Raw genomic sequence first — 11,928 nt, 5'->3', positions numbered from 1 at the left:
TCGGTCCGAGCCGCGACAACACTTCCAGTCTTCTAACCAGCGGACACGTCATCGAATCCCACCCGTCGACAACCGCCACTGGCCTGAACCAGTCGCTCGACAGCGCGGACGGGTCCGTACAGCCCCCGCGCCGGCGCTGCCGGGCCACCCGGTTCATCCTGGCACCGCGAGCTCGAACCACACGGTCTTGCCCGCGCCTCCGGGCCGGGTGCCCCAGCGCCGGGACGTGTGGGCGACCAGCTGGAGACCGCGGCCGCTCTCGTCCTCGGGCCGGGCGGCGCGCTCCCGCGGCGGGTCCGGGATCGGGTCGGAGACCTCCACCCGCAGTACGTCGCCGAGAGCGGCCGGGCGCACCAGGCTCACCCCGATGGGGCCGGTGGCGTGCCGCAGCGCGTTGGTGACCAGCTCGCTGACCAGCAGCGCGGTGAGATCGGCGAGGCTGTCGAGGCCCCAGTCGCGCAGCCGGCCACGGACGGCGGCCCGGGCGTCACGGACGGCGCCCGGGTCCGCGGGGAAGGTCCACTCGGCGCGGTCGCCCTCGCTGTCGATCACGCCGATCACTTCCCAGCCCAACGAGCCCACCCATGTCCGGTTTCATGGGGTTAATGGGCAGATACCCGATATCCAGGCACGAGTACCGCCCTTGAGGGCGCACTGTGGCACGAACGGCGTACGAGGGCGCTCGCCCGGGCTCACCCGCCGGCCGCGTTGCCGCCGATGCCCCCCGCCCGCGCCCCGGCCCCGGTGTCCGTCCGGGTGTCCGTCTCCGTCCGCCTCCCGGCTTCGGCTTCCGCCCGGAGGCGGGCCAGTACCTCGCGTACGGCGGGCACGTCCTGGTCCAGCCAGTCGACGCTCCAGATGTCGGCGGGGGTCAGCCGGCGGAGTTCGTCGTGGTCCTGGAGGGGCTCGGGGTCGGCGGAGCCGGGCAGCAGCCGGGCGGTCCACACCCGGAGAACGTACGGCGGCCGCAGGGGCCACTCCCCCGGGATCCGTTCGACGGGCTCTGCGTCGACGCCGAGCTCCTCCCGCAGTTCGCGCACGAGGGCCGCCTCGGGTGTCTCGCCCGACTCCACCTTGCCGCCGGGCAGTTCCCAGCGGCCGGCCAGTTCGGGGGGAGCGCTGCGGCGCGCGGCGAGCAGCCGGCCTCCGTCGAGCAGGGCGGCTCCCACCACCACGATCCGTTCGCTCATCGGCGTCATGCGCCGGAGCCTAGCGGGGAGCGGCGGGAAGCGAGCGCCGGGACGGCGGCCGCGCACACCCGGACTGCCGGGGCCGTACGAACTCGACCACGGGACGGAGCTCTCGTGAACCGTGAACTCGGCCGCACGGACGGGGGCCGCGTGAACTCGGCTGCGGGGACGGGGCACGGCGGGTGTGGGGCGGCGCCGGTCGAACGGTCAGGCGTCGGCGCCCGTGCCGTTCGGGCCGATCCGCTCGACCCAGTACAGCTGCTTGTGTCCGCGGCTGTCGAGGCTGTCGGCGATCTTCTGGGCCTCGGCGCGGGTCGCGTACCGCCCCACGCGGTAGCGATTGCCGTTGTCGTCCTGGCGTATGACGAGCCAGGGAAGAGTGATCGTGCCGTCGTTCATCGCGACCCTCCACTTCCCGCCCGCGGCCTCTGCCGTGCCCCGCCAGATAAGGAAACCGCAATCCGCATATGCCCGAGCCTACGCCCAACCTTCACGCAGCGAATACGGCTTTTCACAAAGAGGTACGCAACCAGCCAGGTCGGACGGGCCTCACGGGGGCGCACGAAGTGGAACGCGCCGCCCCCGCACATCGACGTATCCGGTCAGCGGCATACCGTCCACATACCGGTCGACCTGCGAGAACGGCTGAATCCCAACGCCGTGGAGGTGGGCGCGGAGGGGGTCCCACGCCGGCGGCAACTGCCGGAGGGGTGTGCAAGGTGGTGCGAGGGTGTGCGCTACTTCACTGGGAGGTGGTACGCGACGCGGTATCGGTCGGCCGGGATCACCACGTCGGCCGTCTCGACCGGGCGCCCGGAGGCGTAGTAGGTGCGCTGGACGACGACGACGACATGGCCCGGAACTCCGCCCAGGGCGTGCAACTCCTCGGCGAGACCGGGACGGGCGCCGACCTCCTCGGTGACGTTGTCCACGATGACGTCGATGGCGGCCATGCGCTCGACCACGCCCATGCCGCCGAGCGGGCCCTCCTCGGGAAGCATCACCGGCGTACGGCCGGTGACGGCGAGGGGCTCCCAGGAGGTGGAGAGCATGACCACCTCGCCCGCGTCCCGGAAGACGTACTTCGTGCGCATCACGCGGTCGCCGGGCCGGATGTCCAGCCGGTCGGCGACGGCGCCGCCCGCCTCGACCTGCGCGCTGCTCGACTCCCAGGTCCCGCGGGCGTCGGCGTCCGCCTGCTCCTGCCGGAAGGGGGTGGCACCGCCGGCCGGACGGTAACCGGAGCGGGCGATGAGCCGGGGCACCGGACGCTCGCGCACATAGGTGCCGGAGCCGGAACGGCCCTCGACCAGCCCCTCGGCCATGAGCACCTTGCGCGCCTCCAGCGCGACGGTGTCCGAGACGCCGTACTCCTCGCGGATTCTGGCCTGCGACGGGAGACGGGTGTGCGGTGGCAGCGAACCGTTGACGATCTTCTTGCGAAGATCACCCGCGACGCGCAGATACGCCGGCTGCTCACCGAATGTCACTGGCCGCTCCCATCAGGTTGTACAGATAGCAACAGCGTGGCAACCGTAGGTTGGGCGGTGCAAGTAAAGGCCAGAGAATCACTCGATGTGATGACATGTGGCCCGTGAGGGCTTTACGCAGGCACTTTCTCCCCGCTATGGGCGCGCTCACACCTCGGCGCCGCCCTTGTCTCCACCGCCGCCCGAGTCGCCGGGGTCGTCGTCGGGGGACGGCGGTGTGGTGGCGAGGCCCAGAGCCTTGCGAGCGGTGACGGACGGGTCGGGGTGCTCGATCGTCAGGGTCCGGTCGTAGTGCCGGTAGAAGGCGTCCACGTCGGCGGCCCCGGCCGCCGACGCCCACTCCTCGCGCAGGGCCCGCACTTCCCTGCCGACGGCGGCGACCGGCCCCTCGGCCCGCGCGGGCCACCGGTGCCGCTCCAGCAGCGCCGCCTCCTCGCCGAGCGCGCCCGCCACCCGCGCGGCCCACCGCCTGTTCGCGGCCAGGTCGTCCTCCGGCGTGGCACCGGGCGCCGAGTCGAGGGCGGCCTCCAGCGTGTTGGCCGCCTTCAGGTAGGCGGTCTGGTCGGAGTCGAGGATCGTCGAGTCGTTGCGCAGTGACCCGGTCAGCGTGGCGTTCTCGTCGGTGTTGCCGAACACGCAGGTGATCTCGCGGTCACCGAGGCGCCAGCTCTGCCGGGACGGCAGGAGGTAGTACACGTCGACGTCGTCCGGCACGGCCCAGGCGTCCATCGCGTAATCGGTCCGCCGCCCGTAGCACCGGTCGTCGGCGGTGTCCGTGAGCTCCCGGTCGCCGGGGTAGGAGCCGCCCGGCAGGGTGACGACGGCGAACACCTCGCCATCGTGCTCGTCCGCGCACGGCACCTCGTCGAAGTCGTAGGCCGCGCCCTTCAGCCCCGTGGGCGAGTCGAAGCAGGTTCCCTCATCCATCGGCACGCTCGCGGTCGCGCCGTCCCTGACGCCCTCCCAGACGTCGGACGCTGCCCCCGTGGACAACGTCAGCACCCACAGCGCCAGTCCCACGGAGGACAGCACGGACCCGGCGACCGCCATCCCCCTGCCCCGCTCGCCCCGCAGCCGGATCTGCCGCAGCGCGATCAGCCCCAGCACCAGCCCCACCCCCGGCATGAAGCAGAGGATGCCGAGGACGAGCGAGGCGATGGCGACCCCGTTGACGGGCACGGGCCGGTTGTACGGGCTGTAGCCCTGGCCCCAGAGCTGATAGGGCGGCGGGGGGTGGGCGCCGGGGGCCCGCGGGGGCCCGGGGTACGGGAAGCCCGGCGGGGGCACCCGGAAGTCGCCCTGCGCGTACGGCTCCTGGGGCTGGTGCGGCCCGGAGGGCGGGGGTATGGACACGAGTACCGTGCTCCTGGTTCAGGCGGGGGCGCCGGGGTGATGAGGGACGGCGGGGCGGCCGCGGGTGCGGATGCGGATGCGGGGAGACGGCGGTGTCCGTGCGGAACTGACGGCGGGACAGGGCGAGGGCCGTACGGGACCGGCGCGGGGACAGGGCGAAGGCCGTACGGGACCGGCGCGGGGACAGGGCGAAGGCCGTACGGGACCGACGTACGACTGGGCGCATCGTAAGCGCGCCCGACAGGGACGCGGGGTCCGGCAGCGGGCCTGATGTTCGGTGGACCCGGGACATCTCGGCGCGCGCCGAACTCGGCCGGTCCGGACCCGGCGTCCCGGCGTCCCGGCGTCCCGGCGTCCCGGCGTCCCGGCAGGATCTCCGGGCCGCACCTTCGTCTCAGCTCGTGTTCGCCGCGAGCCTGCGCTGTTCCTCCTCCACGATGCGGCGGGCCAGCGCCGCGTCGGAGATGTCGACGGCGTCCGGTGTGGAGTCCGCCAGGTCGCTGCGCCGGGCGAACGCGTCGAAGAGGCGGGCCTTGTTCCGGAGGATGTCCAGGAGCCGATCGTCCACACTGTCCGCCGCGAGCAGGCGGTGCACCTGGACTGTGCGGGTCTGGCCCATGCGATGCACGCGGGCGACCGCCTGGTGCTCCACCGTCGGTTTGACCTGCGGTTCGCAGAGGATCACCAGGGAGGCCGCCTGGAGGTTGAGGCCGACACCGCCGGCCTCGATCTGGGAGAGCAGCACCGCGTGCCCCGACGCCCGCGTGAAGTCGTCGACCATCCGCTGTCTCCGCGCCGCCGGGACGGCCCCGGTGATCGGACCGAACACCCGCTGCTCGGCGGTCGGCCGGTCCGGGCCGGGGTCCTGTGCCGGTGTCGGCGTCGGCGTCGGCGTCGGCTCGGTCAGTGTCCGCCGGACCGTGCCGAGCACCTCGCGGAAGTACGAGAAGACGACGACCTTCAGTCCGTTGTCGGCGGCCTCGGCGACCAGTTCGGACAGCCGTTGCAGCTTCGCCGACTTCTCCGGGTCGGCGTACGCGGCCCGGCGCATCGCCATGAAGTTGCCGTCGGCGACCGCCCGGTCGTAGGCCTCGCGGTCGGCGGCGCCGAGTTCCTCCCACTCGTCGACCTGGAGCAGAGCCGGGAGTTCGGTGAGGACGTCGTCCTGGTTGCGGCGCAGATAGGCGGGGGCGACCAGGGTGCGGAAGGCCCGCGGTCCGACGGCCGCGCCGGCGCCGGTCAGCGCGGACAGCAGATCGGGGCGGAGCTGGTGGACGAGCGCCCGGAACTCCTCGACGCGGTTCTCCATCGGGGTGCCCGTCAGGAACAGGACGCGGTCGCAGCGGCTGGTCCACGCGGCGAGGGATCCGGCACGGCGGGTGGCCGGGTTCTTCACGTAGTGGGCCTCGTCCACGACGAGCATGCCCGGCGCCGGGCCGTCGGGAACGGGCAGCGTGTGCAGCGTGTCGTAGGTGGTGACCGCGACGCCTCCGCGCTCGCACCACTGCGCGTACGTGTCCTGTCGGTCGGGGCCGTGCACCGCCAGTGCGCGCAGGGTGCTGCGGGCGCGGATCTCACGGGTCCAGTTGATCAGCACGCTGGCCGGGCAGACCACGAGGAAGTGGCTGTGGCCCTCGCTCGCGAGGTGGGCCAGCGCCGCGATGGCCTGGACGGTCTTGCCGAGCCCCATCTCGTCGCCGAGGACCACCCGGCGCTGGGCGAGCGCGAAACGGGCGCCGAACTCCTGGTAGCCGCGCAGGGACACGCGGCGGTGGGTGTCGTCGAGCGGCTGGGCGTGGACGCGCTCGGCGATCTCCGCCGGCACGAAGCCCTCGCTCGCCGCGAGGTCGGGGCGCTCCTCGGAGACGTCGGCGAGCCGGCTGTAGTACTCGGCGGAACGCAGCTCGAAGTCGACCCAGGCCTCGATGTCGGAGACCGGCGGGCGCAGCAGGTCGGTGGATGCCTGGGCGATCAGCAGCCGGAGGTCGCGCGTGTCCGCGTCGGCCAGCAGCTCGCGCAGTCCGGCGACGGCCGTGAGCGCGCTCTCCCTGCGTCCGCGTCCGGCGAGCGCCATGCGCAGCCTGCTGCCGGCCGGCCGCGCCGCGGGCAGCAGTTCCCGGAGCCGTTCGTCGAGCAGTGCGGCGGCGTCCAGGGCGCGGCGCAGCTCGGGGCCCGCCTCGACGAGCCGCTGGAGAGCGACGACCAGGGCGGTGGTGCGGGGCTCGGGGTGGTCGACGTCGATGCGGACGGAGACGGTCTCGGCCACGGCCCGCGCGATCTGCCGGGCGGCGGCGAGCGCCCGGTCGGCGGTCTGCGGGCCCACACCGGGGACCTGCCGCAGTTCGTACCGGCCGGCCTCGTGCACCGCGCGCACCGAGTCGAACCCGGCCGCCTCCACGGCGCCGAGCCGCAGCCGCCCCTCGGTGACGTCCTTCAGCCGGCTGACCGGGATGGACTCGAGTTCCTCGGCTACGAGCCGGTCCCGGATCGGTTCGAGTGCCGAGCGCACGGCGTCCAGGGCGCGGTCGTGGTCCTCGCGCAGGGTGCGTGCCGCCCGGTGGAGCCGCGCGCCCCGCGCCCACAGTTCTCTGGCCCCGCGCCCCGCCGGCAGCTCCCCCTCCATGACACCCCCGTCTCCCCCGGAATCCCCAGCCGTCCCCTCTGCCTCCATCGTGGCACGCGCCACTGACAGCGGACCGGGACGAAGTCGTCGAAGAGCCGGCGGTGTGCCGGTCGGTCGGTCAACTCCTCCGGGTGGTACGGGACTCCGGCGATCCACCGACCGGAGTCGGTCGCCTCGACGGCTTCCACGACACCGTCCTCGGCCGTGCCGACCGCCCTCAGCGCCGGGGCGGTGCGGGCGCCGGCCTGCTGGTGGAGGCTGTTGACCCGCAGCAGGCGTGTGCCGGACAGTTCGGCCGCCGAGCCCCGCCGTCACCTTCTGGAGCTCCCGCTCCAACGTCGCCAAGGTCCTTCCGTGGCGGGTTCAGGGCACTCCTCGTTGCCGCAGACGGCGTCGTTCCCTCACGTCATCTTGACGACGACCTTGCCGGCCTTCGCACGCCCCGCTTCGACGTACTCCAGCGCTTCTCGGGCCGACTCGAACGGGAACACGGTGTCCACGACGGGCCGGATCCCGCCGGCCTCGATGAGGGGGGTGAGCTCGCGCAGCTGGTCCCCGCTGGCCTTCATGAACAGGAACGAGTACGTCACGTCGCGGCGCCGGGCGCTTCGCCGGATCCGGAAACTCAGTGCGGACATCACCAGCCGGACGACCGGATTCGCTCCCAGCTCCCTGGCCAGAGCGGCGTCGGGAGGGCCCGCGACGCTGATGACCTTCCCGCCGGGCCTGAGCACGTCCAGGGACTTCTTCAGCGTCTCGCCGCCGAGCGAGTCCAGGACGACGTCATAGTCGTGCAGCACCGTCTCGAACGCCTGCTTCTTGTAGTCGACGACGACGTCCGCGCCCAGACGCTTCACCAGGTCGACGTTGGCCGTGCTCGTGGTGGTCGCCACGTGCGCACCCAGCTGCTTCGCCAGCTGGATGGCGATGGTGCCCAGGCCGCCGGAACCCGCGTGGATGAGGACCTTCTGGCCCGGCTGAAGGTGCGCCCGCTCGACCAGCACCTGCCACGAGGTCAGGGCGACCAGGGGAAGGGACGCCGCCTCCTCCATGGTCAGCGTGGCCGGCTTGATCGCCACGTCGTCCTGGTGCACCGCGATGAGTTCGGCGAACGTGCCGATCCGGTCCTTGTCGGGCCGCGCGAAGACCTCGTCGCCCACCGCGAACCGCGTAACGGCCGCACCCACTTCGACCACCACCCCGGCCAGGTCATTGCCCAGGACGAACGGGACCCGGTACGGCAGGATCGCCTTCATCTCCCCGTCCCGGATCATGCGGTCGAGCGGGTTGACGCTCGCGGCCTGGATCCGGACCAGCACGTCGTCCGCGCCCACCTCCGGGTCCGGCACGTCGCCGACACGCACTCCGGCCTTGTCGCCGTAGCGCTCTACCGTGAAGGCCCTCATCGTCGGCTCCTCATCTCGCCCGCAAGCGGACGGGTGCTGTTCATCCCGGACTTCCTTGGATGATTGGTGGTTTTTGATGGCATGCGGGCTTTGGTGGGATGGGTTTCAGTGGCGGGGTGGGGCTCTTGGTCCTGGCTTTCGGCGAAGGGCCGAGGGCCCGGGGTGACGAGCGCGCGTGGAGCGCACCGGGCGTGGTGCCCGACGTTCACCCCGGTCGGCAGAACCTTCCGGGGCTGCACCGCCTCGCGTCATGGACGCCGCCGTCGGCCCGTTTCGTGGGCGAGGGGCAGAGCTAATTGAATTATGCACGTAATTCTAAGTGGTCGGTCGGCGGCCCGCAAGTGGACCCGCTCCTGGCGGGGGCGCCGTACTCGTGGCGGACGCGGGACTGATCGGCGAGGCCCGGCCCTCGCCGAGTTGTTGCCTTCGAAGCCTCGCGGAGGCACTCGGCCTGCGGCGAGGAGTCGCAAGCCGATCCTCACGGGTACCGGTCCCGCGGGCGGCGAGGGCGTCAGGAACGGATGGCGTCTCAGTCGTGCTGTTCGGCATCCAGCACTGCGAGTGCGTTGTGGATGCCCTGTCCGAGGAGTTGGTCGGCGAGTTGCGGGTCGGTCAGGGCACGGGAGAGTTGCAGGGTTCCGGCCATCATGCCGAGGAGCCCGAGTGCCTTCAGACGCGCCGACGGCGGATCACGGGGTGCCAGGCGGGCGGCGAAACCGTCGATGAGGACCAGCACGCCGTCGGTGTACGCCTGCCTGGTAGGACCCGTGGAGCGTCCGATCTCGTCGAGCAGGGCGGCGTTGGGACAGCCGTCCTCGATGTTGTCGCGCTGCTCGGTGGAGAAGTACCACCGAATCATCTGTTCGAGTCCGGCGCGGCCGGGCGCCGCCTGCGCGACGATGTTCTGGTGCTGTGCGCGCATCTGGTCGGCGACCGCGGTGGCGACGAGGTCGTCCTTGGACGCGAAGTAGGCGTAGAAGGCGCCGTTGGTCAGGCCGGCGTCCTTCATGAGCGTGGCGACTCCGGAGCCGTCGATGCCGTTCCGCTTGAGCCGGCGACCGGCCGTCTCGACGATCCGCTGCCTTGTCTCCTGCTTGTGTTCCTTCGCATACCGCACGATGCGTTCCTCCATCACAGCCTGCGCTTGTGCTCCGGCTACCGCCCTGGTCGAGTCAGTGTGCGGCGCGGGCAAGGAGAGCGGCGAAGTCGATCCTCACTGTCTGCAGTCTCGGGTCATGGGGCTCGGACACCTCGCCGTCGGTGATGTACAGCCGGTCGCCCCGAACCGCGGTCGCGGAGGGCGAGGCGAGACCGTCCGCGCTGGTCAGGACGGGCTTCTAGGTGCCGTTCGGGTAGATGGCCACGACCCTGTCCGGGCCGTCGTCCGAGGAGGAGCCGTTCTGCGCGGCGAACACCACATCGGAGCGTGGGGTCAGGAAGCTGAGGTCGTCGATGCCGGGCAGGCCGCTAGTGACCAGGCGGATGGGGCCGCGCCGGGGGTGACCGGTACCCGCAGCAGCGCTCCCTTGTTGGCAGAGCGACTGGTCAATGGACTTTCGGAGACATCAGTGATGTCGGGTACACCGGAGACCTCCAGGCGGAATCGGCGCCTCTGAAGCCGGACCGGGATGTCAGGCGGGCATCCGGTTGAATTTGCGGATGCCTTTGTCGAAGGTGGCGGTGGGGGCGAAGCGGCGCAGTGTCCTCATGCGCCTGGCGAGGGGGCCGGCGGTGTAGCGCAGCTTCGGCTTCTTGTCGGTGGCCGCGGTGACGATCACTTTGGCGACGACGGCGGGGTCGTCGCCGGCCTTCATCGCATCCGCGATCACCCCGTCGAAGATGCGCCGCCGCTCCGCGTACAGAGGCAGCGGGGTGTCGGGCTGTGCGGCATTGGTGTCGAAGCTGGTCCTGGTATAGGCGGGTTCGACGACCAGGACCCGGATGCCGTGTTCGCGGACCTCGTGGTCCAGGGACTCGGAGTAGCCCTCGATGGCGTGCTTCGACGCGGCGTAGAGAGCCATGTAGGGCTGGGGGACCAGGCCCAGGACGGACGAGATGTTGATGACGCGGCCACCGCCCTGGGCGCGCATGTGCGGCAGGACGGCCTTCGTCATACGGATGACACCGAGGACGTTGACGTTCAGGACGTTCTGGGCCTGGGCGACGGAGTTCTCCTCGACGGCACCAGCCGAGCCGATGCCCGCGTTGTTCACCAGGACGTCGATGCGCCCGAACCGGTCGACCACCTCAGCGACCGCGGCGGTGGCCGAGTCGTCACTGCCCACGTCGAGATCGAGGTAGGTCACACCGGCGGGCGGGGTGAGCCCGGAGGTCTTTCGGCCGGTTCCGACCACCTCGAAACCTGCCGCGACGAAGGCGCGGGCCGCCTCCCTGCCGATCCCCGATGAGGCGCCCGTCACGAGCGCCACCGGCCGAGTTGTCGCCATCACAGACTCCCTCGAGTTTGACTTACGGTCGTATGCCTTACATTCGTACGACCATACGGTGGCCGTCGATCGATGACAAGTGGCCACGTCCGGCGCTCCAGAAAAGATCCGGAAACGTGGGGCGCGGAACGGGAAAGACCACGAGCGGACGACAGACCGGAACCGTCGACTGATCGTGTGGGTCATCCGCGTCGGACACCGCTCCACGATCTACGACACCTGAATCGCCTGACGGACAATCAGGCGCGTGCGGAGGCCGGGAAATCCATGGCGCAGCGGCCGGGCCTGCAACGAGACTGCGCAGGTGAGCGACCGCTATCCCTGTCCCTGCTGCGGGCACCGTGTGCTCAACGCCATGCCCGGCTCCTACGAGATCTGCCCCGTCTGCTTCTGGGAGGACGACGGGGTCCAGTTCCGCTGGCCGACCATGGCCGGCGGGGCGAACAAGGTCTCCCTGATCGAGGCCCAGCACAACTACCAGGACTTCGGCGCCTGCGACGAACACGGCCGCCGGTACGTCCGCCCTCCGGCCGAAAACGAGCCCCTCGACCCCGCCTGGCGCCCCATCGACCTGACACGCGACTCCTTCGAGGACCGGGCAGCCGAGGACCGCGCCCCCTGGCCCGAGGACCGCTCGATGCTCTGCTGGTGGCTCCCCACTTTCTGGCGCCGCGACCACCTGGTGTCATGACAACCCGCATCGAAAGACTCATCCAGCAGCTCGACGACTCGACCGGCCCGTCGTACGACGCCCGCGCCGAACTGATCTGGATCGGCCCCGAAGCCATCCCCACCATCATCGACGGACTGCCCTCCCTCGGCGGCTTCGGGCAGCTGACCGCCATCGAGGTCCTCGAAGAGGTGGCGGACCCTCGCTGCGGCCCCGCTCTGATCGCCCTCCTGGGTAGCGACGACTCCACCGTCCGGGAATGGGCGGCAATGGCCCTGGCGAGCCTGAAGATCGACGGCGCGGTCGAGCCCGTGCGCCGCGCCTACCGCGCCTGCCTGGAACGGGCGACGCCACCGGACTGGAGCGAGCCGGAAGGCATCCGCTGGGCCCTGACGGAACTGAGCGCCCGCACCCCTGTAGTCCCGCCGCTCACCGCGCGCCTACGAGCCACCGCTGAGGACGACGCCCCTGGCTGGCCCTCGGCCCACTTCACCGAGATCATCAACGACCTGGCCGACCACGCCCAGGTGATCCTCTACTCCCAGTTCTGGCGAGTGGACGCCGGCCGCACGTACGGCGTCTCCGACCCCGGCCTGGACTGGGAACTCGACTGGACCGCGCCCTGGCAGCACCTGGTCGAAGAGTCCCGCACCTGGTCCCTGCTGGAAGCCTCCGAAGCCCCCGTCGGCGACAACATCTTCGTCGCCCCCACTTGGATCGATCGGACCGACCTGCACCAGGAGAGGTGA

General features: G+C 71.3%; 12 protein-coding genes. 2 read left to right on the top strand and 10 right to left on the bottom strand.

Going from position 1 to position 11,928, the window contains the following annotated elements; translation table 11 throughout:
* Positions 1-153: 153 nt before the first annotated feature.
* The 10 genes from AC07AZ_RS18510 to AC07AZ_RS18465 form a co-directional block, all read right to left on the bottom strand.
* Positions 154-582 carry an ATP-binding protein gene (locus tag AC07AZ_RS18510; RefSeq protein ID WP_478848924.1) on the bottom strand — a complete coding sequence of 143 codons (429 nt, stop codon included), beginning with the start codon at positions 580-582 and terminating at the stop codon, positions 154-156.
* Between the two features lie 110 nt (positions 583-692).
* Complete coding sequence (locus AC07AZ_RS18505) at positions 693-1,190, bottom strand: (deoxy)nucleoside triphosphate pyrophosphohydrolase (protein WP_478849128.1); 498 nt, start codon at positions 1,188-1,190, stop codon at positions 693-695.
* Positions 1,191-1,397: 207 nt separating this feature from the next.
* On the bottom strand, positions 1,398-1,589 hold the full coding sequence (locus AC07AZ_RS18500; RefSeq protein ID WP_478848922.1) for an SPOR domain-containing protein: 192 nt from the start codon (positions 1,587-1,589) through the stop codon (positions 1,398-1,400).
* A gap of 338 nt (positions 1,590-1,927) precedes the next feature.
* Positions 1,928-2,680 (bottom strand): GntR family transcriptional regulator, encoded by a 753-nt coding sequence (locus tag AC07AZ_RS18495; RefSeq protein WP_478848920.1) that lies wholly within the window; start codon positions 2,678-2,680, stop codon positions 1,928-1,930.
* 147 nt (positions 2,681-2,827) lie between these two features.
* Positions 2,828-4,033, bottom strand: coding sequence for a DUF4190 domain-containing protein (locus AC07AZ_RS18490; RefSeq protein ID WP_478848918.1), 1,206 nt, complete (start codon positions 4,031-4,033; stop codon positions 2,828-2,830).
* A gap of 394 nt (positions 4,034-4,427) precedes the next feature.
* Positions 4,428-6,575: a DEAD/DEAH box helicase gene (locus tag AC07AZ_RS18485; RefSeq protein WP_478849126.1), complete on the bottom strand. Its 2,148-nt coding sequence runs from the start codon at positions 6,573-6,575 to the stop codon at positions 4,428-4,430.
* The gene (locus tag AC07AZ_RS18480; RefSeq protein WP_478849124.1) at positions 6,503-6,946 is read right to left on the bottom strand and encodes a gamma-glutamyl-gamma-aminobutyrate hydrolase family protein; all 444 of its coding nucleotides are present in this window, start codon (positions 6,944-6,946) and stop codon (positions 6,503-6,505) included. Before AC07AZ_RS18480 ends, AC07AZ_RS18485 begins: the two co-directional genes overlap by 73 nt.
* Before the next feature lie 111 nt (positions 6,947-7,057).
* Positions 7,058-8,062: an NADP-dependent oxidoreductase gene (locus AC07AZ_RS18475; protein WP_478848916.1), complete on the bottom strand. Its 1,005-nt coding sequence runs from the start codon at positions 8,060-8,062 to the stop codon at positions 7,058-7,060.
* Positions 8,063-8,591: 529 nt separating this feature from the next.
* Positions 8,592-9,182, bottom strand: coding sequence for a TetR/AcrR family transcriptional regulator (locus AC07AZ_RS18470; RefSeq protein ID WP_478849122.1), 591 nt, complete (start codon positions 9,180-9,182; stop codon positions 8,592-8,594).
* Between the two features lie 511 nt (positions 9,183-9,693).
* Complete coding sequence (locus tag AC07AZ_RS18465; protein ID WP_478848914.1) at positions 9,694-10,509, bottom strand: oxidoreductase; 816 nt, start codon at positions 10,507-10,509, stop codon at positions 9,694-9,696.
* A gap of 304 nt (positions 10,510-10,813) precedes the next feature.
* Between AC07AZ_RS18465 and AC07AZ_RS18460 the strand changes: the two genes are divergently transcribed.
* Both AC07AZ_RS18460 and AC07AZ_RS18455 read left to right on the top strand, forming a co-directional pair.
* Entirely contained in the window at positions 10,814-11,200 is a 387-nt protein-coding gene (locus tag AC07AZ_RS18460) for a CPCC family cysteine-rich protein (protein WP_478848912.1), read from the top strand.
* On the top strand, positions 11,197-11,928 hold the full coding sequence (locus AC07AZ_RS18455) for a HEAT repeat domain-containing protein (RefSeq protein WP_478848910.1): 732 nt from the start codon (positions 11,197-11,199) through the stop codon (positions 11,926-11,928). The genes AC07AZ_RS18460 and AC07AZ_RS18455 overlap by 4 nt, the downstream gene beginning before the upstream one ends.

The organism is Streptomyces sp. NPDC043878, from assembly GCF_056435735.1.
This window is presented reverse-complemented; position numbering and strand designations above follow the sequence as displayed.

What these genes read in the sequence shown, in the direction of transcription:
- AC07AZ_RS18505 (WP_478849128.1), bottom strand. Translation starts at nt 1,190, where the DNA reads ATGAGCGAACGGATCGTGGTGGTGGGAGCCGCCCTGCTCGACGGAGGC.
- AC07AZ_RS18500 (WP_478848922.1), bottom strand. Translation starts at nt 1,589, where the DNA reads ATGAACGACGGCACGATCACTCTTCCCTGGCTCGTCATACGCCAGGAC.
- AC07AZ_RS18475 (WP_478848916.1), bottom strand. Translation starts at nt 8,062, where the DNA reads ATGAGGGCCTTCACGGTAGAGCGCTACGGCGACAAGGCCGGAGTGCGT.
- AC07AZ_RS18465 (WP_478848914.1), bottom strand. Translation starts at nt 10,509, where the DNA reads ATGGCGACAACTCGGCCGGTGGCGCTCGTGACGGGCGCCTCATCGGGG.
- AC07AZ_RS18455 (WP_478848910.1), top strand. Translation starts at nt 11,197, where the DNA reads ATGACAACCCGCATCGAAAGACTCATCCAGCAGCTCGACGACTCGACC.